The organism is Actinomycetota bacterium, from assembly GCA_016700055.1.
GTDB lineage: Bacteria > Actinomycetota > Acidimicrobiia > Acidimicrobiales > Ilumatobacteraceae > Kalu-18.
On record CP064997.1, the window covers coordinates 1,089,405 to 1,110,247 of the forward strand.

The following is a 20,843-nucleotide window of genomic DNA, read 5'->3' on the forward strand; positions in this document are numbered from 1 at the left end:
TAGGGTCAGCTGGATGGGCGACCCAGCGACCGTGACCTTCTCGCAGTTCCTCGACGAAGCCGACACCGGTGACGTCGTGATCTGGCAAGGCACCTCCCTCATCTCGCTCGGCGTAGAGCTCGCGACATTCAGCCACTTCTCCCACACCACCATGGTGATCCGCGATCCGGACAACGGGGACAAGTACCTGTTCCAATCGGTGTCCGAGAGCCTCGCGGCCGATCCGCTCACCAAGCCACCAGGCAGCACCCACAGCGGTGTGCAGGCCGGACCGCTCGAGCAGACCATGGAGCTCGTCTTCAAGGCCGGCGACTTCCCGAGCTGGCGGCAGCTCGACTGGCCAGACCGGCCCGCACAGTTCGACGCCAAGATGTGGCAGATCGCGCAGGGGATCGACGGCACCCCGTTTCCGTGGGTCGACGGCGACACCTACAAGTCGGTGGCGATGATGCTCGGCCTGCTGTTGCTCGGCCGCGAGATGGAGACCCCGGTCCTCAAACCGATCTTCTGCAGTGGCCTCGTCGCGTTCATGCTCCAGCAGACCGGTGTGATCCAGACGACGATGCCCCCCAACGGCTACGAACCCAAGGACTTCTCCTCCACCTATCCCGGCGTCGTCCACACCTGCCCCGGCGTGAGCTTCAACACCGATGTCTGGGTCATGGACATCCCGCCCCCATCGAAGTGACCAGCGCCCTACCCCGGGCATCCTCTCGGTCGACCGTCACGCCGATCGAGTCTCCGGGCCTCGAACGCCGAGGCGTCTAATCGTCATCAGGGCCGGTCTTCAGTGACGAACTCGAAGTGCCACTGCTCCGGCGAGCCGTCGTCGACGAGCACATAGACACCACCGGCGACCTCAAGCTCGAGCGGTGGCGGATAGACGACAGCCCGCCCGACCGACGGTCCGCCCTTGCACCAGATCAGCATGCGGTCACCCTGGTCCATCACCTGCCAGCTTTGCACCGAGGGAGACTCGACGACGCTCGGTGCCTTACCCGTCCGAGCACCTCGCCGGACGGGCCGTTGACCGTCGACCCGGGCGCCCAGGACCTACCAGGGTCCAACGGCGTAAGGGCGGCGATACGGTGTAGGGAGTGTAGTGAGGAGGTGCCGGATGGCTAAGGGCCAGCCGTTCAGTGTGCGCTTGCAGCAGGAGACCGAGAGGCTGGTCGAAGCTGAGGCCCGGCGGACGCGACGCACGAAGAGTGCCGTGGTCGAAGCGTTCACCGAGGAGACGGCGCGCACTCGGCGATTCCCGGGGCTCGCATTCCGAGGCGAAGATGCGCGACGCCGCGCGTGGGTGATCGGCTCCGGACTGGACGCGTGGGAGATCATCCACATGCTCGAGGACTTCGGCTCGCTCGAGGCGCTGCTCGCCGATACACCACTGAACGCGGGGCAGGTGCGGCTGGCGCTCGCCTATCGGGAGGCGTACCCCGACGAGATCGACGACGCGATCGCCGAGAACCGCCGTCCTATCGCCGGCGTCGGTGCGTTGTTCCCGTTCGTGACAGTGGCGGACCGCTGAGGGGTGCGCCTGCTGTTGGACGCCAACCTGTCACCGAAGCGGGTCGGCTCGGTCCTGCAGAAGAGGGGCCACGACGTGTTGAGCCTCGCCGCCAACCCGGTGTGGGACGCACTGGACGATCCGCAAGTGCTGGAGATGGCAGCCGAGCAGGAACGAATCCTCGTGACGCGCAACGCCCGCGACTTCGCGCCGCTCCTGCGGGAGTGGGCCGAGGCAGGCCGGCATCACGCCGGCTGCATCCTCATCTGGACGCTCGGGCACCACGAGTTCGGCGCCATCATCGCCGGCGTCACCCGGCTCATGCGAGAGCGTCAGGACCCCGAGCAGTGGCGAGATCTCGCCGTGGCACTGTGACGCACCGACTCGGCCACGATCCGCGGCCGGCCAAGACCTACATGCTCCGGAGCCGTTTCGGGTTCGAATCGTGCTGGGGGCTGAAGGACCACACATCGGGACCACGACGGATGATCACGGGACTCCGTGACACCCCTGCGCTACACATACCGACATGGACGGCGGCGGGTCTCTGGTACTGCCCGAGGGCTCGGTGGCTTGGGCGCACTCTCGGTCGCCGGCGGGGCGGCGGCACCGCTTGGCCGATCATCTCACTGGGACTGCGGCGTTGGCCGAGCAGTTCGCCGCCGGCTTCGGGGCTGGTGATCTCGCCGCTCTGGCCGGGTGGTGGCATGACCTAGGCAAGTACGGCTGTGCCTGGCAGCAGTACCTGGCTGCCCGAGAAGCAGGCCGGGGCGTGGGCCGAACAGGGCACAAGCTCGCTGGGGCCGCGCTGGCGGCACGTCGTGGTGCCGTACCAGCCGCATTCGCGATCGCCGGTCACCATGGTGGCTTGCCTGCCGACGGGCCCCTTCGAGTCGACTTGGCGGGGTTGGCCGATCTGCAGCTCGACACCCTGGTGGCGGCCGCCCGCACGGACGGCATCCCGGTGGATTTCGATGGCCGGGCGGCCGCAGGTCATCTGCTAACCGACGGCGACGATGGGCCGCTGACGCTGGAGTTCCTCACCCGACTGGTGTTCTCGGCACTCGTCGACGCCGACTTCTTGGACACTGCTGCCCACTTCGCCGATCAGCCTGCACCCCAGGTCGCTGCTCGAGCCAACTGGGACGAACTCGCCGACCGCTTCGACCGACGCCGCGCGGAGTTGCTCCGTGGCCGGGCCGACGACCCTCTGCGAGTCTTACGCGAGACGATCGCGGCCGCCTGTGTGGCCCGAGCCGACGAGCCAACCGGGTTCTTCCGGCTGGCGGTCCCTACCGGCACCGGCAAGACCCTTACGGCCTTGCAGTTCGCCATGACGCACGCCCGCCACCACCGACTCGACCGGGTGATCGTCGCAGTTCCCTTCACCTCCATCACCGAGCAGACCGCTTCGGTGTACCGGCAGCTGCTCGACAGCGACGACCAGCGCGTGGTCCTTGAGCACCACTCCGCCCGAACCGCCGATCTGGATTGGTGGGCCCGTCTGGGCGCCGAGAACTGGGATGTCCCGGTGGTCGTCACGACCACGGTGCAGTTGTTCGAGTCGCTCTTCGCGCACACGCCGGCGGCAATGCGCAAGGTGCACCGGCTCGCAAAGGCGGTCATCGTCCTGGACGAAGTCCAGGCACTCCCCATGCGCCTGCTGGTCCCCATCCTCGATGGGCTGCAACGCGTCACGGCCGTCGCTGGCTCCACGGTCGTGCTGGCCAGCGCCACCCAGCCCCAGTTCTGGTCGCTCCCGCCGATGCGGGGCGTGATGGTCACCGATCTGGCCGAGGGGGACTGGTGGCGCCATCAGCTGCTACGGCGCACGACGATCCGATGGGAGCCCTCCCCGATGTCGGTGGACACCGTCGCTGACGCCCTCGCCGCTCGCGACCAGGCGATGGTGATCGTCAACTCCCGCCGAGACGCCGCTCGTCTTGCTCGGACCCTTGCCAGCCGTGCCGATGCGGTCTGGCACCTGTCCACCCGCATGTGTCCCGCGCACCGTCGCCATGTCCTGGCTGCCGTGCGTGCCGACCTGTCGGCGGGGAGGCCGTGCCGTCTGGTCGCAACCCAGGTAGTCGAAGCCGGCGTGGACCTCGACTTCCCGGCGGTTTGGCGTGCCACCGCACCGGCGGACAGCCTGCAGCAGGCCGCCGGGCGGTGCAACCGCGAAGGCCGCCAGCCGGCACCTGGCGTCGTGACGGTCTTCGACCTGGTCGACGGCGCCGCCCCTGCCGGCTGGTACCGGATTGCCACCAAGCGCACCGTCACCCGCTTCGGCGGTGGCGCCGACCTCGCCGACCCGGCCGCGTTGGCCGAGTACTACGACGATCTCTACGGCCTGCTAGGGGTCGGCGAGGACCTGGCAGGGATTCAAGAGCGCCGGGCCGCCTGCGACTTCCCTGCTGTCGCCGAACGGTTCCGCATGATCGACCAAGACGACGTGGACGTGGTCGTCGTCGAAGCCCTCGACGGCAGCGAACCGTGGGTTGAATCGGCGGCATGGACCGCCTGCACCAGTGCCCTTGAGCGGCTTCGAGCGGGTCAGCCACTCACCGACATCGCTGTGCTGCGGGCATTGCAGCCCTTCACGGTCGCCGTACGACGGTGGGAGCTGACGCGCCAGCCGGGGACCGTCACGGCGCTCGGCGACGGAACCGTGCATGTGTGGAACGGCGCTTACCACCCGTTGATGGGCGTTCAGCCCGTTTTCGAACCGGAGGACCTCGTGCTGTGAACCAACAACCGTCGCTGCTGTCGGTCCAGGTGTGGGGCGACATGGCTTGCTTCACCCGACCCGAGATGAAGACCGAGCGGGTCTCGTACCCAATGATGACCCCGCCGGCAGCGCGCGGGGTGCTCGAAGCGATCTTCTGGAAGCCGGAGGTCAGCTGGCGGGTAGCCCGCATCGCCGTGCTCCGCCCGATCCGCTGGTTCAACCTTCGCCGCAACGAAGTCTCCTCGATGGCACCGGTGACAGCCATCCGCCGGGCTGTCGCCGCCGGAGGCGACTGGCGATTCGACGCCGAAACCGATCGAGACCAGAGAGCCACCCTTGGGCTGCGGGACGTCTCCTACCGCATCGACGCTGCCCTAGTTCCCCGCAGTGGCACGCCGGGCGATCACGCCAAGTACCGCGACCAGTTCCGCCGTCGCGTCGAACGAGGCCAGTGCTATACCCAGCCATTCCTGGGTTGCCGGGAGTTCACGGCCTCGTTCGGTCCGGTCGGTCCCGACACCGCACCCATCGACTGGAACGACCACCTCGGCCTGATGTTCTGGGGATTCGACTACTCGTCCCGACCGCTCCGCTCAGGATGGTTCCCCGCCAGGGTCGAACACGGCGTGCTCTCCGTTCCCGACCACCCATTGCCCGATGACCAGCAACCCAGCGGGATGTGACAGATGCTGCTTCAGAGCCTGCTCGCAAGCGACCCCGACACCACCAGCACCGACGCCACCTACGCCGAGCGCGTCGTGCGGTGGGTCATTGACCTCGACGACAACGGCAACCCCGTCAGCCCCGGTCTCGTCGATCTGGCCGACCCTGCGCAGAAAGATCTGCTTAAGGGCCGACAGATGCGCACCCCGAACGCCGTCCGTACCAGCGGCGACGCCGCCATCGTCGCTGTCGACAAGCTCGACTACCTCCTCGGCACGCCTAGCAGCACCGAACCGAAAGCGCGAGAAAACGCCCGACGACGCCACCAAGTCGCGGTCGACCTACATCACCGACTGGCCGCCACGATCACACCATCACCCCTCGATGCCGTCGACCGGTTCCTGACTACCACCCCCCGACTTGGCGTGCCCGACGGCGCCGTCGCCGGTGACTGGGCCGCATTCCGCGTCAGCGGCCACTACGTCCACGACCACCCCAAGGTCCAAGCGGCGTGGGCCAAGGAGGTCCTCAGCCGCAAGACCTCCGGTGCTGCGGGACGCTGCCTCGTATGCGGAACCGTCGGCCCACTGGCGGCCACATTCCCAGCCCAGCTCCCGCTGGGAAGTGTGCCCGGCCAGCAGCAGCAGCTTGCCCTCGTGTCCATCAACAAACCGTCCCAAGGCCGCGACGGCACCATCGGCCTCGCCAACACCCCAGTCTGCTTCAGCTGCGCCAACCGTTCGGTCGCTGCCCTCACCCGGCTCCTCCACCAGCAGGACAGCCACCAGCGTCTGGGGGACGATCGGGTCATCGCCTGGTGGACGACAGACAAGCAGCGGTTCGACCCCTTCAGCCTGACGCCGAACACACCAGCGGCCCTCAATGCTGCGCTCTCATCGATACACACCTACCGGCGTGCCCACCCGCATGTGGACACGGCCCGCTTCCATGCCGTGATCGCGGGTGCCAACGCCTCCCGCCTGGTCGTGCACCGCTGGGTCGATCGCACACTCGACGAGGTGCTGACCGCCCTCGAGCAGTGGTTCGAGGATACGACCGTCACCTCACCCAGGGACGGGCCGCGCGTGTTCCCGGTCTGGCTGCTGGCCGCCGCAACCGGGCGAAGAGACCAACAACGCTACGGCGCCCCAGCCCACGGCGCCGAACCCGCGATCACTCTGGCCGCGCTCGAAGGCAGTGCCCCGCCGGTCGCGCTCGTGTCCGTCGTCTGCGCCCGCGTCCGAGCCGACGGCCAGCTCACCGACGAACGCGCCGCCTTGCTGCGTGTGCTCCTACGCCGACACCACCTGAGCCCATCGGAGGTCACGATGCCCGAACTCAACTCCGAAGCCACCAGCCCCGCATACCTGTGCGGCCGCCTGCTGGCGGTCGCCGATTCCCTTCAGCACAGCGCCATACCGGACCTAAACACCAGCGTCGCCGACAAGGTGCTTGGCCGCTGCTCGATGGCACCGGGCAGCATCCTCCCTCGCGTCCTCACCGGCGCCCAGGCGCATCTCAAGAAGCTGCGCACCAGCGGACGCGGCGCCGCCGCCAGCGCCATCGCTGACCGCCTCGACACCATCGCGGCGGACCTCCACGCCTTCCCGCCCACGCTCACCCTCCCCGAGCAGGGCGAGTTCCTTCTCGGATTCCTCCACCAGCGCCACGCCGACACCACTGCCAGGCGCGCCCACAGCGCCGACGCCGACCAGAAGGAGACGACCGATGTCTGACCGACACCTCGACCCAACAGTCCGCCAGGAGTTCGTGTTCCTGTTCGACGTCACCGACGGCAACCCGAACGGTGATCCCGACGCCGCCAACCAACCACGCGTCGACCCGGAAACCGGGCACGGACTGGTCACGGACGTCGCCCTCAAGCGCAAGATCCGCAACTACATCGGCCTGGCCAGGCCAGACGACCCCGCCTGCAAGGTGTTCGTCGAAGCCGGCGTCGCCCTCAACAGCCACATGCGCCGGGCCTACGAGGTCCTGGATCTCGGCAGCGGCAAGAAGAAGGGCGGTCGTAAGCCGGACGATGTGCGCGAGGCCCAGGCGTGGATGTGCGAGAACTTCTTCGACGTCCGTGTCTTCGGCGCGGTGATGTCCACCGGCGACTTCGACGCAGGCAAGGTGCAAGGTCCTGTGCAGCTCACCTTCGCTCGTTCCATCGACCCGGTCGTTCCGTTCGAGCATGCCATCACTCGTGTCACACCCACACGGGAAGCCGACACCAAAGAAACGGAGATGGGCTCCAAATGGACCGTGGCCTACGGGCTTTACCGCTGCCACGGCTTCTTCTCCGCCCATCTCGCTGAACGCACCGGGGTCACCAGTGAAGACCTAGCCCTGCTGTACGACGCCCTCGGCACGATGTTCGACCATGACCGCTCCGCCGCCCGCGGGCAGATGGCCACCCGCGCACTGCACGTGTTCACGCACTCGAGCAGGCTCGGCAACGCTCCCGCGCACACCCTCCTCGAGGCCGTGCGCGTTGTCCGTGTTGGCGACGATCGGCCCGCGCGAAGCTATGCCGACTACACCATCAGCATCCCCGACCAGAGCAGCCTGCCTGCCGGGATCACGCTCACCACCCTGACGGGTTGACCGAGGACGGTGCTAGCGATCCCATGGTCACACTGTCGGCGCTCGAACACTGGGCGTACTGCCCGCGGCAGGCCGCGTTGATCTGGATCGACCGGACCTTCGCCGATGATGAACGGACCACCGCCGGCACCCTCGCCCACCGACGCGTGAACACCGAGGGGACGGATCACCGACCGGACGCACTGGTGCACCGCTCGGTCCCCCTGTGGTCGCACCGGCTCGGCCTGCACGGATACGCCGACACCGTTGAGATCGTCAACGACGCCGTCTACCCGGTTGAACACAAGGTCGGCAACCCGCCCCCGGGCGGTCCGGCCGACCTCCAAGTCACCGCCCAGGCCCTCTGCCTCACCGAGATGACGGGCAAGCCCGTGGCAGTCGGGTACATCTACAGTGCCGAGACCAGATCACGGCGGGCCGTCGACGTACGTGCCCTCACCCTGATCGTCGAAGCTGAAGTGCGAGCACTACGTGCCGCCCTGGGTCGAACCCATCTACCAGACCCCGTCAACGACGACCGCTGCAAGACCTGCAGCCTCGAAGGGGTTTGCCTTCCCGACATCGTCGCCGCCCCCTCGCGTCTCCAGGCCGCCTGGCAACACCTTTTCGACCCGGAGGACGGCCCGTGACGCGATCACAAGCTGAGGCGCTCAACACGCTCTTCGTGCAGACCCCCGGCGCCTATCTCGCCCTCGACCACGACAGTGTTCTCGTGACCGCCAAGGGGAACCGCACCCGCCTCCCCCTGCAGCGCCTAGACGCCATCGTTCTCATCGGTCCGGTCAGCGCTTCGTCGGAACTCATCGCCCGCTGCGCCGACGACGGACGCCCGATCACATCGCTGTCGAGTACAGGCCGCTTCCGCTACCGGATCGAAGGGCCGCTCAGCGGGAACGTGCTGCTCCGCCAAGCGCAGCACGACACACATCGACACCTCCAACGTCGAGCCCGGCTCGCAGCAACCATCGCTGCCGGCAAGATCAAGAACAGCCGGCGAACCCTCCTCTCGGCCGGCCGCAACAGCCCTGACGTCGACACCACGCAGGTACTTCGGGATGCTGCCGAGGCGGTCACCCGTCAACTTCCCGAGCTGGCAGCCATCGATGATCTCGACACGATCCGAGGGATCGAAGGCCGAGCCGCCCGTACATACTTCGCGGGGCTGCGAGCCGCCGTCCGTCAGCCTGAGACGGCCACCGGGCAGGGGCGCACCCGGCGGCCGCCGCTCGACCCGCTGAACGCGTTGCTTTCGTTCGGGTACGGGCTCCTCCGGCTTAGGTGCGTGGGTGCTCTCGAATCAGTCGGCCTTGACCCCCAGATCGGCTTCTTGCACGGCATCCGACCCGGTCGCCCGAGCCTCGCTCTCGATCTCATGGAGGAGCTTCGTCCCACATTCGTGGACCGGCTCGTGCTCAACACGCTGAACCTGCGCCAACTGCAGGCCCGGCACTTCGAGGCCGGGCTTGGAGGAGGCATCCGGCTGACTGACCACGGCCGTCGGCTGTTCCTCGAACTCTGGCAGCAGTACCAGGGTCGGCCTGTCAATCACCCCCTATTGCACACGAAGGTGGAGACCGCGCTCGTCCCGCTCATCCAAGCCAAGTTGCTTGCTCGCCATCTCCGCGGCGACATTCCCGTCTACCTGCCGTACGTCACCCGAACGTGAGCCCCGCATGGACTACCTGCTGTGTTACGACGTGAACACAACGACGACCGAAGGCGAACGACGCCTGCGCCGAGTCGCGACCGCGAGCGAGGCGTTCGGCATTCGCGTCCAGAAATCTGTCTTCGAATGCGTCCTCAGCCCGTCCGACCGGCTGCTCCTCCTCGACCGCCTCCGAACCATCATCGATCCCGCCGAAGACCGAGTCGCCCTCTACCCACTCGCGGGCGACAGCCGTCAGCGAGCCGACCGGATCGGCCAACGCGAACGAGACATCAGAGACCCACTCGTACTCTGAGCGTTGCGAGAACCGGCCGCTGCGCGCCGAACTCTGGGCGGTTCCGCGGCGATTCGGACCGATCGCACCTTGAAAATGGCAGCTGATGACCCTCATGGCCGAACAGAGGAGTGTGACCGCCCGCGAATACGCTGGTGGCAAAGGGCGGCGCCCGGTTCTCCCGGGCGCCGTGGATCGCAACATTTGCTCCATGCCCGGTGAGATCACCCTTGAGCAGTGCGGCGCCCGGTTCTCCCGGGCGCCGTGGATCGCAACCGGGTACCTGCCGGCACCACCCTCCAAACCAACCCCGGCGGCGCCCGGTTCTCCCGGGCGCCGTGGATCGCAACTTCGTCAGTGGTCGCACCCGTTGGGACCCCGACCTGGGCGGCGCCCGGTTCTCCCGGGCGCCGTGGATCGCAACATTTTTGAAGAACGCAACAAAGGGGAAATCAGCGTCACGCGGCGCCCGGTTCTCCCGGGCGCCGTGGATCGCAACACCTGCTCAGCAGTCTTAGCCGCATCCATCACAAACAGCGGCGCCCGGTTCTCCCGGGCGCCGTGGATCGCAACACCGCACCCGCCACCCCAACACTCACCGCCTCGACGGGCGGCGCCCGGTTCTCCCGGGCGCCGTGGATCGCAACTAGTGGTGATGTTGAGGTGATGATTCCCGGCAATGTTCGGCGGCGCCCGGTTCTCCCGGGCGCCGTGGATCGCAACGTTTGGTCATTTGGTCACTGTGTGTGGTTGGGTTGTGCGGCGCCCGGTTCTCCCGGGCGCCGTGGATCGCAACGGCCTCATCTCGATCTGGTTTCAAGCCCGCGTGCACCGCGGCGCCCGGTTCTCCCGGGCGCCGTGGATCGCAACATCACGCGAGCCCGGTTTGGCGCCAGCGGCCGAGCAGGCGGCGCCCGGTTCTCCCGGGCGCCGTGGATCGCAACTTTGCGAACGGCTCCCCACCATGACCCCGCCCTCTTGCGGCGCCCGGTTCTCCCGGGCGCCGTGGATCGCAACGGTGTGTGTGAACGTGGCGACGGTGGGGGCCGTCACGGCGGCGCCCGGTTCTCCCGGGCGCCGTGGATCGCAACGTTGAACGGGGTTAACTCCAACGGGACGATGCCCACAGCGGCGCCCGGTTCTCCCGGGCGCCGTGGATCGCAACTATTCGTTGCCGGCGACCCTCCACACCTCGGCCCCCGCGGCGCCCGGTTCTCCCGGGCGCCGTGGATCGCAACGGTTACTCATCGCCCACACAGCCCACGCCAAGTCTTGCGGCGCCCGGTTCTCCCGGGCGCCGTGGATCGCAACGCGTCAGGGCAAGTGCGGATCCCCCTGTTTGTGTGCGGCGGCGCCCGGTTCTCCCGGGCGCCGTGGATCGCAACTCTGGGCGATCAATGGTGACCCGGGTGGTCCACAGGGCGGCGCCCGGTTCTCCCGGGCGCCGTGGATCGCAACGTCACGGGTCCGGCCGGCCGGGGGAGAGAGAGAAAGAGCGGCGCCCGGTTCTCCCGGGCGCCGTGGATCGCAACTTGAGCAGGGCACCATTGATGACCTGGCCCGGGTCGCGCGGCGCCCGGTTCTCCCGGGCGCCGTGGATCGCAACCTCCCCGATGGCGTCTACCTCTTCCGTAGCGACGAGCGCGGCGCCCGGTTCTCCCGGGCGCCGTGGATCGCAACGCACCACCAGGTGTGGAGGGTGTCGATTGCGTCACGGGCGGCGCCCGGTTCTCCCGGGCGCCGTGGATCGCAACACACAGGCGCGCCGCCGGGTCGCCGAGTGGGAACCGGCAGCGGCGCCCGGTTCTCCCGGGCGCCGTGGATCGCAACCTCTCCAAGCCCGCGGGTCAACATGTCGTAGAAGAAGCGGCGCCCGGTTCTCCCGGGCGCCGTGGATCGCAACCGTAGCGTCAGCATCGAACATGTCGCGACGCTGATCGGCGGCGCCCGGTTCTCCCGGGCGCCGTGGATCGCAACATCCGTGACAAGGTGGTGCCCATCTTCCAGGCCATCGCGCGGCGTCCGGTTCTCCCGGGCGCACCCATGAGCCCCCGGCCTTCCTTGAGCGGTGAAGCGTCATGTGCCGTTGGACGCCTACCCGTGTGTTGACCACATGTAGATGGCTCTGCGTGCTCACCTTCAGTCGGCGAAGAGCTTCGCAGGCATTGTCACGCCGACCCTCGACGTGGTCCTCAGCGGCGCGGTTGAGCTGTCGATGCGTCGTCCAATGCGGCGAGCACCCGGTTCACCCACCGCTGGCGTGTAGTGAGCTGCCACCGCTCGACGTACTCGGACGCGGGAAGCTCGGCCGGATCCAGGTCGGCGGCATCGAGAGAGACCTCGATCCCCTCGGCACGGAGGCTCTCGACGACCCGTCGCAGTTCCGCAAGCTCGAGATCACTCGACACCGACACCCCGCTGTTCCGCCAACGAAGCCGGTCCCAGACGACCACGACCACCAACGCGGCGCCCGCGCCGCCCAGCGCGCCGACGGCAGGACGACCCCCCACCGCGAGCGTTGCGGCGCCGCCGACCAGGGCGGGCGGGCCAACGAGCGCCGACCAGCCGACGGCGTTCAGTTGGATCATCCGGAACGGTCCGCCGCGGAGGAGAGGCCCCGCGGAGGCACGACGCCACCGGACTGAACCAGGCCCGTAGGCGTACCAACCACCGCTGCTCACGCCATCCATCGTCCCACTCAACACCGCGCGGCTACTCCCAGGAATCGTGCACGCCACCCCGGTGACTGGCCGTGGCGCTCATGTGCGGACCCGTCCACCGCGCAGGATCGCCCGGCCGACGGCGTCGAACTGGTCGAGCAACCGCTCGACGGTGTACACCGCCGGGTCGGCGAGCCGGAGGCGGACCAGTTCGTCCGCGACCGCCTGCAACATGCGTGCCGTCAGCTCGGGATCGGCAAGCCTGCCGGAGCCCTGTGACGCTTCGATGTTCTGCTGGCGGATCACCGCCCGACCCTGTGCGAGCCGGTCTTCGAGCGCCGTCGGCCCCGATTGCGGAGCGACGAGGAACATCCGCCACGTCATCGGGTCGGCGTCGACTGCGGCGAAGACCCGCTCCATCGCCGAGCGCAGGGTCACCTTGCCGGACGAGGCGTCTGCTGTGGCGACCGCGTGGCCTGCACGTTCGGTCGCCCGGTCGATGACGGCATCGATGAGGCCGTCGAGCGAGCCGAAGTGCTGATACACGACGGTGCGCGTGACGTCGCACATCGCGGCGACCTGCTCGATCGAGACCGTGGCGAACCCTTCGGTGTCGACGATCGTGGCCGCGGCGTCGACGAGCTGCTCGCGCCGGGCTTCGCCGGCCATGCGGCGGCGGGCTTTCACGCGCCCACATCCTCGAGCCCGGCGAACCGCTCGCGGATCGCGGCGTCATCGAGCCCGAAGTCTGCAGCCGTGTACGCGTGTGGCCCGTGCGCGTGCCGGGGGAACGCGGCGAGGTAATGCTCGACGAACGCGGTCGGATCGGGAGGTGGTTCCATGCCGGCGGCCGCGTAGATCTCACTGATCGAGCCGACCGGGTCGTGAACGAGCCGGGGGTAGTCGAGGTCGACGAAGGTGACCCCCCGCGACGCCGGGTCGTCGCGGAACGTCTTCGCGCGTCTGAGCCACAGCTCGGTCGTGTCTGTCTGGTAGCGGCCCACGTCGGCGCCGTCCACCTGGTCGCTGTACATCGAGCGGAACACCGCGAACAGGCTCGACCCGGAGGCGATCGTCTCGACGATGTCACGGTGCAGTTGCACCACGATCGCACCGGGGAACGCCGACGCCACGTGGGGCAGTTCCGCGGTGTGCGCCGGTGCCTTCACCACCCAGCGGCGCCCGTCTCCCTGGTCGAGCACCTGCAGCACGCGCCGGTAGCGGGCGTAGCTCCCGCCCATGTCCTGGCCGGCCAGCCACGCCGCGTACCCGTCGAGACGGACGGTCGAGGTGAAGCCCCAGTTCCGCAAGTCCGATCCCATCGCGAGCACGCACTCCTCGGGCAACCTCGGGCCGGAGTCATGGATCGCCTGCAGCTGCGGGTTGAGGAAGTGCAACATGTCGTGAGCTTTCGAGCTCGCGTCGATGAAGCGCTCGCGCTCGTCGCCGGCGAGCTGCGCCGCGCGGGTGGGGTCGGCGAGTTCGGACGGCAGCGGACCGCGCAGGCGCGGGTCGGTGGCGAGCAGCCGGAACAGGAAGGTGGTGCCGGTGCGCCACCCGCCGATGATGACGATCGGCGGGAGGATCGGCCGGTTGACGACGTTGGGGTGCTCGGCGAGGTGCTGGGCCATCGTCGCACCGGCGCGTAGGCGTGACACCGCGGTCGACACCGCCATCGCAGTGCCCAGCGCGTTCAGCCGCCCGTCGTCGCGCGCCGAGCTCACGTACTGCTCGAGTCCCTCGCGCCAGCCCTCGGCGAAGTGCTCGGTGGTGCCGTCGCCGGCGGCGACTGCCGTGATGTGGTCGGCGTCGAGCAGGAACCGCTCGGGTCGCGCCCGCCGGTCGGCCTCGGCGGCCGCATACGCCGCCTGAGCCTCGGGTCGGCGAGCCGGTTGCCGCCAGGCGCTCACGAACCCACCCCCGCCGACAGCTCGTCGATCTGGCAAACGCGCACGGTCGGGACCTCGGGCTCGTGCTCGGGCTGCAGGAAGCGCAGCACGAACATCCCGAAAGGACGGCCCTCGCTGTCGAGCCAGTCGACGTCTGGGCCGAGGTCGCGCCCGGCGATGACGAAGCGGTATCGGTCGCCGTCGAGGCGTGCCGTCGAGCCGGTGAACGACACGCGGCGTCGCCGGTGGTCGAGCGAGTTGCAGTAACGGCTGTACAGCAGGATGTTCCAGTAGCGGCAGGCCGGCACCGACCCCTCGATCACCAACGCCTCGTCGTCGCCCAACTGCCACGCGCCACGCAGGTAGTGGATGTTCGGTTCGGTGAACGCTGCGCCGCCGGTCATCTCGGTCCAGCGACGCACCTGGTTGGGTGCCTGCAAGTCGTGCTTGGTGGAGGCGGCGAGCAGCTTCGGCATCGCCGCCATGGCGTTGCCGAGTCGCTGTACTTGGTGGACGAAGCGCGCCGGATCGATGAACGGGCCGGGGGGCGGTTCGTCGATCGGCTCGATGCGGCAGTCGCCGAGGTCGTCATGCGCGACGTCGCCGTGGAAGTAGCGGACCCACACCGCCGAGGCGCCCGCGACGAGCGGGAGCCAGTTCGCATCGCCGTCGGAGCGCTGCGGCGAGACGATCACCTCGAAACGCCCGTCGGTGTCGAAGGTGATCTCGTCGCTGTCGATGCGGGCGATGGCGCCGGCGTCGAGCGTGCCACCCGATCGGTAGACGGTGATCGACACGTACTGCGCCCCTCCCCGCATCCCGGTGATGCGATAGGAGCGATCGTCGGCGATGTCGGACACCCAGTACCGGAAGTCGGGATTGTCCATCAGCATCTTCTCGCGCCACTCGTTGAAGGCGACGAGCTCGGGCCGCTCACGGTCCACCTCGAACCGGCCGAGGTTGTTGTTCAGCGCACGCAGCAGAGCGCGATACCCGTCGGCGCGCTCCGCGACGCTCAGACCTGCCGTGTCGGCCTCGAGGCGCTCGCCTGCGGCGCGCAGCCCGTCCACGAACGACATCCAAGCTGAACGGAGATCTGTCTCGCTCTCGTCACCCATGCCGCTAACTTACATCTTGAAAGTTGCGGCAGTGAGTCGAAGCAGCATCGCTCACCAGCTAGCTCGATCGAGCGTTTCGCGAGAATGCTGGGCATGGGAGCGAGGTCGCAGCCGTTGCACCGAAACCCCCGACTCATCCGGCGATGGACGCGCCAGCCGGCGCCCGCAGGACCGGCGTGAACAAGGGGATCGTTCGTTGCGGTGTCGCCGCGGTGCTGTTTGGGATGTCCGCGCCGGCAGCATCACAGCTCACGGACGACATGGGTGCGTTCACGCTTGCCGGACTCCTATACCTCGGCGCGGCCCTCGTCGTGGTGCCCTTCGCTGGCCGCACTCGGCCTTCACGCACCGCGCTGCGCGCGTCGTTGCCGAACCTGTCGGTAGCCGTCGTGCTCGGTGGCGCCGTGGGACCCGTGTTGCTGGCGGTTGGACTCGGACTGGTGCCGGCAGCGACCGCATCGTTGCTGCTCAACCTCGAGCTGGTCTTCACCATCGTCGTCGCCAGCCTCGTGTTCCACGAGCAACTCGGTCGCCACGTCATCGTGGGCACGGCCCTTGTCGTCGCCGCCTGCGCCATCCTGACCTGGTCCGGAAGCCCCGACTTCCGCTGGGGCGCCCTGGTCATCGCCGCGGCCTGCCTGTGCTGGGCGATCGACAACAGCACGACCGCTGCCATCGACCAGATCAATCCCAGCCACATCACCCTCGCCAAAGGGGTCATCGCCGGCGGCACCAACCTGATCATCGGGCTCCTCACCACGAGCACGCCCGCCATCACCCCGACTCTGTGGGCGATGCTGGTCGGAGCGCTCGGCTACGGCGCCTCGATCACCCTGTGGGTATCGGGAGCGCGAGACCTAGGAGCTGCCCGTGGCCAACTCGTCTTCGCCACCGCACCGTTCGTCGGAGCCCTCGTCGCGTGGGCGGCGTTCGACGAGCCCATGAGCACCCGCGAGTTGCTGGCGTTCGGCATCGCCGTGTGCGGCGTCGGGTTCGTGCTCGGCGGCCATCACGAGCACGCCCACCGACATCAGGCGATGTCACACACGCACGACCACGAGCACGACGAGCACCACCAGCACGACCACGGCCATCCGGTGACCGCGGGTCGCCACACCCACCACCACGTCCACACCGCAGTCACCCACCGGCACCCGCACCTGCCCGACCTGCACCATCGCCACGAACACTGAGAGCCGCCCCACACGGTTCCGCGCTTGCGGAGCCGGTTGCGTAAGTTCGAAGCTGCCGAGGACACCGGCGGGGATGCAGCTCAGATGCTGGCCCGGACCAACGGATCCGGGCTGGCCGGAAGGACACGATCATGCCTAGCGCCGAGCACCAAGCCATCGTCGAGTTGCTGCGCTCGCTCCAAGCCGAATCGACCGCCGAGCCCGAGGCGTTCGACGCCTCCCGCGAGCGGCTCGACGGTTTCGGTGACCTCTTCCCGGTCCCCGCCGGCGTCGACATCGAAACGCTCGCCATCGGCGGCGTCCGTTGCGAGCGCTACGACCCGCCCGCCGCCGAAGAGGGCGCACTGATCATCTACCTGCACGGCGGCGCCTACGTGGCCGGCTCCCTGCACAGTCACCGGGCATTCGTCGCCCGACTCGCGCTCGCCGCGGGCATCGCGGTGATCGCCGTCGAATACCGCCTTGCACCCGAGAACCCTCACCCCGCCGCGCTCGAGGACGCCACTGCCGTCTACCTGGCGTCGCTCGCCGACGGCCATGACCCGGCCCGAATCGTGATCGCGGGTGACTCGGCCGGTGGCGGCCTCGCCACGGCCACCATGCTCGCGCTGCCCGCTGCGCAACAGCCGCTGCCCGCCGGGGCCGTACTGATCGCTCCGTGGCTCGACCTCACTCTCTCGGGCGAGTCCATCACCACCGTCGCCGACGCCGACCCGATGCTGAGCGCCGAGCGGCTCGCCGCCAGCGCCACCGCCTACGCCGCCGAGCGACTCTCCCACCCGCTTGTGTCACCCGTCTTCGCCGGCGCCGAGCAGCTCGGCAAGCTGCCACCGCTGCTCATCCTGGCGGGCACCGCCGACATCCTCGTGGACGACAGCCGCGCGTTCACCACCCGCGTGCGCGACGCGGGCGGCCACGTCGACCTGAACGTCGAGGACGACCTGATTCACGTCTGGCCCTTCCTCGACGGCGTCCCCGAAGCCACCACCGCGATGGAGCGCATCGTCAAGTGGGTGCACCAGCGCGTCGCGACGAACCCTCCGTCGACGCCAGGACAACCACGCTGAATGCGGAGGCCCGCGTGGCCGACCACGTCGAAGGGTCAGCATTGCTACGTCAGCTGCTCGAAGGCGGCAACCCGCGCACGCTGGGCAACGTCGGCGCCGTCGTCGAGCTCGTGCACGCCCATCCCGACCGTCTCGACGAGCTGATCTCCTGCGTGCTCGGCAACGACGACGAGATCGTCACGATGCGAGCCGCCGACGCCCTCGAGAAGGTGTGCCGGTCGGACCCCGCACTCGTCCAACCTCACGTGCCGACGCTGCTCGGCGGTATGGCGACGATCGACCAGCCCTCGGTGCAGTGGCACGTCGCGCAGATGCTCGGCCAGGTCCGCCTCACCGCGAGACAGCGCGCCCGAGCCGTACGGATCCTGCGCGCCAACCTCGACCACTCCGCCGACTGGATCGTGCTCAACTGCAGCCTCGACACCCTGGCCACCCTCGCCCGACACGACGCCACCCTCGTCGAGACCCTGCTTGCCTACCTGCGCCGCTACCAGCACAGCAGCTACAAGTCGCTGTCCTCCCGAGCCGAGAGACTCCTCACCGAGTTCGCTTCGCCGGACCGAACCACTTCGAGAGCGCGCTCGCCAGCTCCGGATCGCTGAGCGCTCCGGTCCAGGCGACGTGTCCGTCGGGACGGATCAACACGGCGCTCGGCGCGTCGACCTCGCCGATCACCGGGAGCTCCCACCTGCCGTCGTAGCTCGCGTCGACCGAGCGAACGCGATCGATCCACGGCGTGATGTCGAGGTCGCCAGGCTCACCCAGGTTCAGCAGCAGTGGGCGCGCGTCGTGCAGCAGCTCGTAGACGCGCGTCGGGCCGTCGGCGGTCACTAGGTCGAGGTCGGGCATGCGGCGCCCGAGCAGGGGGTGTCCCTCACCGAGGTCGTAGTGGATGTCGAGGCCGGACAGCATCGCGGCGGTGCGCTTGCGAGGCTCGTCCATGGCAAGCAGCTCGGCCATCGTCTCGCGCAGGGCGTCGTGGCGGTCGTCGGGCGTCGCCAGCGCGACCTGCGCACTGGTGTTGTGCAGCACCCGCGCCCCGACCGGGTGGCGCTCGTGGTGGTAGGTGTCGAGCAGGCCGTCGGGCGATGTCCCCTTCACCACCTGCGCGAGCTTCCACCCGAGGTTCACCGCGTCCTGCATGCCGACGTTGAGGCCCTGTCCGCCCTGCGGAGGATGCACGTGCGCCGCGTCGCCGGCGAGCAGCACGCGGCCCGCGCGATACGCCGCGGCCTGGCGTGACACGTCGGTGAAGCGGGAGAGCCGCGTCGCGCCGTGGGCTCCGAAATCCCTGCCGTACACCGCGATGAGGGCCTCGCTCAGGTCGTCGAGCGTCGGATCGCGGTCGTGCGCGACGACTCTCTCCCGCACCACGACGCCGTAAGGGCCGCCACCTTCGGCGCGGTTCACCGGGCCGATGCCGCCGCCCTCAGGGCGGGTGCCGATCTCGGGCTGCTCGCGCATCTCGACTTCGGCGATGATCCAGCTCGCCGAGGGGTCCAACCCCGGGAACTCGATACCGGCAACCTTGCGCACCAGGCTGCGCCCGCCATCGCACCCGACGAGGTAGGCCGCATGCAGCGTCGTGCCATCGGACAGCCCAACCTCGACGCCGTCATCGTCTTGCGAGAACCCGACCACCTCGCGGCCGCGGAGCATCGCCACGCCGAGCTCGTCGACCCAGCCGGCGAGGATGCGTTCGGTGTCGCGCTGCCAAAGCGCCAACACGTAGTTGTGGCGCGTGGGGAAGTCGCGCATGTCGAGTTGGTTGTACGCGAAGCCGACGGCCGGATAGGGCTGGCCCTCCGTGAGGAAGCGGTCGGCGACGCCGCGCTGATCGAGCACCTCGATCGTGCGGGCGTGCAGACCACCGGCGCGGGAGCCGTCGAGATCGTTGCCGGTGCGCCGTTCGACGACGACGACGTCGATGCCGGCCAGCTTCAGCTCGGCGGCGAGCATCAAACCCGTCGGACCGCCGCCCGCGATCACCACCGCATGCTCGTTCGAACGCATCGCGGCCATCCCACACGATGCACATGTGCTAGAACTACAACCGAATGGTTATAGATCACGCTCCGAGCACGCTGGAGACCGACAGGGTCTTCCACGCCCTGGCCGACGCCACCCGACGCGACATCGTCGAAACGGTGCTCGTGCAGGAGCACTCGGTCTCCGCGCTGGCCCGGCGTTACCCGATGAGCTTCGCCGCGGTGCACAAGCACGTGGCCGTCCTGGAGGAGGCCGGCCTCGTGAGCAAGCGACGCCATGGTCGGGAGTCGCTGGTTCGAGGCGACATCGACCGGGTACGCGATGCCCGGAGCGCGCTCGACGCCTTCGAGCAACTGTGGCGCGACCGCGTCGCGCGAATGGACCAGATCCTCGCCGAGGATCCCTGACACACCGAGGAGTGCCCCTCATGCCCATCAGCCGTGTCGACAAGGACCTCGACGCCCACACGATGACCGTCGTCGCCGAGTACGACGCCCCGGTGGAGCGGGTCTGGCGGCTATACGCCGACCCCCGCCAGCTCGAGCAGTTCTGGGGTCCACCCGGGTGGCCCGCCACGTTCGTCGAGCACGACCTGCGTCCCGGTGGCCGGGTGACGTACTTCATGACCGGGCCCGATGGAGAGAAGTCCGCCGGCTACTGGGACGTGCTCGAGGTCGAGGCCCCACGGCGGTTCGTGGTGGACGACGGCTTCGCCGACGCGGCCGGCCAGCCGAACACGCAGATGCCAGTGACCCGCATGGAGCTGGAGCTGACCGAGCGGGCCGGCGGCGGTACCACCATGACCTTCGTTTCGACGTTCGCGTCCACCGACGCGATGAAGCAGCTCATCGAGATGGGCATGGAAGAGGGCATGCGCGCCGCCATGGGTCAGATCGAAGGAGTCCTCGCCGGCGCAGGCTGACGACGACGATCACCAGACGGCGTTGTCCGCGGGCCCCGCGTGGGGCCTTGCGACCCGAGCGCCCGGACGCCGGGCCAGCGGAAGTGCGATATCTGGTGACACCCGTCTGTCTTGAGATATCGCACTTCCACGCCAGGGCGAGGTGATCCAGAAGGGAGCGTCAGCCCTCCCAGCCGGGGGCGGTCTCCCAGAGACCCATCAGGTTGCCTTCGCTGTCCTTGAAGTACGCGGCGAAGCCCATCTCACCGACGGGCATCTTCTCGCCGACGGCGCTGCCACCGTGGTCGGCGACCGAGGCGAGCGTGGCGTCGATGCTGTCGACGGCAAGCGTGATCACCGGCGTGGGCACGGTGGCCTCACGCTGCATCATCCCCCCGCCGATGAAGCCAGGCCCCTCGGGCATCCCCTGGTCGTCGACGGGGCCGGTGGAGACGATGTTGTAGCTCATCTCCGGCATCGGTTGGATCTGCCAGTCGAACACGTCGCGGTAGAACGCGCGGGCCCGGTCGGCATCGTCGTAGGGAACCTCGAAGTGCACCACACGACCGCTCATT

At 68.7% G+C, this 20,843-nt stretch carries 22 protein-coding genes and 1 CRISPR repeat array; of the genes, 15 read left to right on the top strand and 7 right to left on the bottom strand.

The genetic code is table 11. The features are described 5' to 3' along the window. The first annotated feature begins 13 nt into the window (after positions 1-13). A complete protein-coding gene (locus IPM43_05210; GenBank protein QQS25767.1) occupies positions 14-688 on the top strand; it encodes a hypothetical protein in 675 nt (224 codons plus the stop codon). An 86-nt stretch (positions 689-774) separates the two neighbouring features. Here the strand turns inward: IPM43_05210 and IPM43_05215 are convergent, their stop codons facing one another. Continuing rightward, positions 775-966, bottom strand: a complete 192-nt coding sequence (locus tag IPM43_05215) for a hypothetical protein (protein QQS25768.1) — start codon at positions 964-966, stop codon at positions 775-777. A gap of 151 nt (positions 967-1,117) precedes the next feature. Here IPM43_05215 and IPM43_05220 point away from each other — a divergent pair, with 151 nt between their 5' ends. The 9 genes from IPM43_05220 (at position 1,118) to cas2 (ending at position 9,472) form a co-directional block, all read left to right on the top strand. Beyond that, positions 1,118-1,531 carry a hypothetical protein gene (locus IPM43_05220; GenBank protein ID QQS25769.1) on the top strand — a complete coding sequence of 138 codons (414 nt, stop codon included), beginning with the start codon at positions 1,118-1,120 and terminating at the stop codon, positions 1,529-1,531. A 3-nt stretch (positions 1,532-1,534) separates the two neighbouring features. After that, positions 1,535-1,885 carry a DUF5615 family PIN-like protein gene (locus IPM43_05225; GenBank protein QQS25770.1) on the top strand — a complete coding sequence of 117 codons (351 nt, stop codon included), beginning with the start codon at positions 1,535-1,537 and terminating at the stop codon, positions 1,883-1,885. Between the two features lie 154 nt (positions 1,886-2,039). Continuing rightward, positions 2,040-4,256, top strand: coding sequence for a CRISPR-associated helicase Cas3' (cas3, locus tag IPM43_05230; protein QQS25771.1), 2,217 nt, complete (start codon positions 2,040-2,042; stop codon positions 4,254-4,256). Between the two features lie 17 nt (positions 4,257-4,273). Continuing rightward, positions 4,274-4,921: a type I-C CRISPR-associated protein Cas5 gene (gene cas5c, locus IPM43_05235; protein ID QQS26339.1), complete on the top strand. Its 648-nt coding sequence runs from the start codon at positions 4,274-4,276 to the stop codon at positions 4,919-4,921. Positions 4,922-4,924: 3 nt separating this feature from the next. After that, a complete protein-coding gene (gene cas8c / locus IPM43_05240; protein QQS25772.1) occupies positions 4,925-6,637 on the top strand; it encodes a type I-C CRISPR-associated protein Cas8c/Csd1 in 1,713 nt (570 codons plus the stop codon). Next, positions 6,630-7,511 (top strand): type I-C CRISPR-associated protein Cas7/Csd2, encoded by an 882-nt coding sequence (gene cas7c, locus IPM43_05245; protein QQS25773.1) that lies wholly within the window; start codon positions 6,630-6,632, stop codon positions 7,509-7,511. Before cas8c ends, cas7c begins: the two co-directional genes overlap by 8 nt. Then, entirely contained in the window at positions 7,508-8,140 is a 633-nt protein-coding gene (gene cas4, locus IPM43_05250; GenBank protein QQS25774.1) for a CRISPR-associated protein Cas4, read from the top strand. Before cas7c ends, cas4 begins: the two co-directional genes overlap by 4 nt. Then, positions 8,137-9,177, top strand: coding sequence for a type I-C CRISPR-associated endonuclease Cas1 (gene cas1c, locus IPM43_05255; protein ID QQS25775.1), 1,041 nt, complete (start codon positions 8,137-8,139; stop codon positions 9,175-9,177). Before cas4 ends, cas1c begins: the two co-directional genes overlap by 4 nt. 7 nt (positions 9,178-9,184) lie before the next feature. Next, entirely contained in the window at positions 9,185-9,472 is a 288-nt protein-coding gene (gene cas2, locus IPM43_05260; GenBank protein ID QQS25776.1) for a CRISPR-associated endonuclease Cas2, read from the top strand. A 144-nt stretch (positions 9,473-9,616) separates the two neighbouring features. Further along, positions 9,617-11,503: direct repeats of the CRISPR family, unit length 37 nt; unit sequence GCGGCGCCCGGTTCTCCCGGGCGCCGTGGATCGCAAC. A gap of 140 nt (positions 11,504-11,643) precedes the next feature. Here cas2 and IPM43_05265 read toward each other — a convergent pair. The 4 genes from IPM43_05265 to IPM43_05280 form a co-directional block, all read right to left on the bottom strand. After that, entirely contained in the window at positions 11,644-12,039 is a 396-nt protein-coding gene (locus IPM43_05265) for a hypothetical protein (GenBank protein QQS25777.1), read from the bottom strand. 171 nt (positions 12,040-12,210) lie between these two features. Continuing rightward, on the bottom strand, positions 12,211-12,798 hold the full coding sequence (locus IPM43_05270; GenBank protein QQS25778.1) for a TetR/AcrR family transcriptional regulator: 588 nt from the start codon (positions 12,796-12,798) through the stop codon (positions 12,211-12,213). Then, positions 12,795-14,021, bottom strand: a complete 1,227-nt coding sequence (locus tag IPM43_05275; GenBank protein QQS25779.1) for a sulfotransferase — start codon at positions 14,019-14,021, stop codon at positions 12,795-12,797. Before IPM43_05275 ends, IPM43_05270 begins: the two co-directional genes overlap by 4 nt. After that, positions 14,018-15,118 (bottom strand): DUF1214 domain-containing protein, encoded by a 1,101-nt coding sequence (locus IPM43_05280; GenBank protein ID QQS25780.1) that lies wholly within the window; start codon positions 15,116-15,118, stop codon positions 14,018-14,020. The genes IPM43_05275 and IPM43_05280 overlap by 4 nt, the downstream gene beginning before the upstream one ends. A gap of 143 nt (positions 15,119-15,261) precedes the next feature. On the opposite strand from IPM43_05280, the gene IPM43_05285 reads away from it, so the two are divergent. The 3 genes from IPM43_05285 to IPM43_05295 all read left to right on the top strand — a co-directional run bounded on the left by IPM43_05285 (position 15,262) and on the right by IPM43_05295 (position 17,980). Beyond that, the gene (locus tag IPM43_05285; protein ID QQS25781.1) at positions 15,262-16,311 is read left to right on the top strand and encodes a DMT family transporter; all 1,050 of its coding nucleotides are present in this window, start codon (positions 15,262-15,264) and stop codon (positions 16,309-16,311) included. Positions 16,312-16,442: 131 nt separating this feature from the next. After that, positions 16,443-17,378, top strand: a complete 936-nt coding sequence (locus IPM43_05290; GenBank protein ID QQS25782.1) for an alpha/beta hydrolase — start codon at positions 16,443-16,445, stop codon at positions 17,376-17,378. 14 nt (positions 17,379-17,392) lie between these two features. Continuing rightward, a complete protein-coding gene (locus IPM43_05295; GenBank protein ID QQS25783.1) occupies positions 17,393-17,980 on the top strand; it encodes a hypothetical protein in 588 nt (195 codons plus the stop codon). Here the strand turns inward: IPM43_05295 and IPM43_05300 are convergent. Next, a complete protein-coding gene (locus IPM43_05300) occupies positions 17,916-19,400 on the bottom strand; it encodes an FAD-dependent monooxygenase (protein QQS25784.1) in 1,485 nt (494 codons plus the stop codon). The genes IPM43_05295 and IPM43_05300 overlap by 65 nt on opposite strands. 35 nt (positions 19,401-19,435) lie before the next feature. On the opposite strand from IPM43_05300, the gene IPM43_05305 reads away from it, so the two are divergent. Together IPM43_05305 and IPM43_05310 are read left to right on the top strand one after the other, a co-directional pair. Continuing rightward, positions 19,436-19,774 carry a winged helix-turn-helix transcriptional regulator gene (locus IPM43_05305; protein QQS25785.1) on the top strand — a complete coding sequence of 113 codons (339 nt, stop codon included), beginning with the start codon at positions 19,436-19,438 and terminating at the stop codon, positions 19,772-19,774. A 20-nt stretch (positions 19,775-19,794) separates the two neighbouring features. Continuing rightward, on the top strand, positions 19,795-20,289 hold the full coding sequence (locus tag IPM43_05310) for an SRPBCC domain-containing protein (GenBank protein QQS25786.1): 495 nt from the start codon (positions 19,795-19,797) through the stop codon (positions 20,287-20,289). Positions 20,290-20,449: 160 nt separating this feature from the next. Here the strand turns inward: IPM43_05310 and IPM43_05315 are convergent, their stop codons facing one another. Then, entirely contained in the window at positions 20,450-20,842 is a 393-nt protein-coding gene (locus tag IPM43_05315) for a VOC family protein (protein QQS25787.1), read from the bottom strand. Between the last annotated feature and the right edge of the window lies 1 nt (position 20,843).

Bases quoted from the DNA above. Each gene is read 5' to 3' on its own strand.
- IPM43_05210 (QQS25767.1), top strand. From the start codon at position 14: ATGGGCGACCCAGCGACCGTGACCTTCTCGCAGTTCCTCGACGAAGCC.
- IPM43_05220 (QQS25769.1), top strand. From the start codon at position 1,118: ATGGCTAAGGGCCAGCCGTTCAGTGTGCGCTTGCAGCAGGAGACCGAG.
- cas3 (QQS25771.1), top strand. From the start codon at position 2,040: ATGGACGGCGGCGGGTCTCTGGTACTGCCCGAGGGCTCGGTGGCTTGG.
- cas8c (QQS25772.1), top strand. From the start codon at position 4,925: ATGCTGCTTCAGAGCCTGCTCGCAAGCGACCCCGACACCACCAGCACC.
- cas7c (QQS25773.1), top strand. From the start codon at position 6,630: ATGTCTGACCGACACCTCGACCCAACAGTCCGCCAGGAGTTCGTGTTC.
- cas2 (QQS25776.1), top strand. From the start codon at position 9,185: ATGGACTACCTGCTGTGTTACGACGTGAACACAACGACGACCGAAGGC.
- IPM43_05265 (QQS25777.1), bottom strand. From the start codon at position 12,039: ATGATCCAACTGAACGCCGTCGGCTGGTCGGCGCTCGTTGGCCCGCCC.
- IPM43_05280 (QQS25780.1), bottom strand. From the start codon at position 15,118: ATGGGTGACGAGAGCGAGACAGATCTCCGTTCAGCTTGGATGTCGTTC.
- IPM43_05285 (QQS25781.1), top strand. From the start codon at position 15,262: ATGGACGCGCCAGCCGGCGCCCGCAGGACCGGCGTGAACAAGGGGATC.
- IPM43_05290 (QQS25782.1), top strand. From the start codon at position 16,443: ATGCCTAGCGCCGAGCACCAAGCCATCGTCGAGTTGCTGCGCTCGCTC.
- IPM43_05300 (QQS25784.1), bottom strand. From the start codon at position 19,400: ATGGCCGCGATGCGTTCGAACGAGCATGCGGTGGTGATCGCGGGCGGC.
- IPM43_05305 (QQS25785.1), top strand. From the start codon at position 19,436: ATGGTTATAGATCACGCTCCGAGCACGCTGGAGACCGACAGGGTCTTC.
- IPM43_05310 (QQS25786.1), top strand. From the start codon at position 19,795: ATGCCCATCAGCCGTGTCGACAAGGACCTCGACGCCCACACGATGACC.
- IPM43_05315 (QQS25787.1), bottom strand. From the start codon at position 20,842: ATGAGCGGTCGTGTGGTGCACTTCGAGGTTCCCTACGACGATGCCGAC.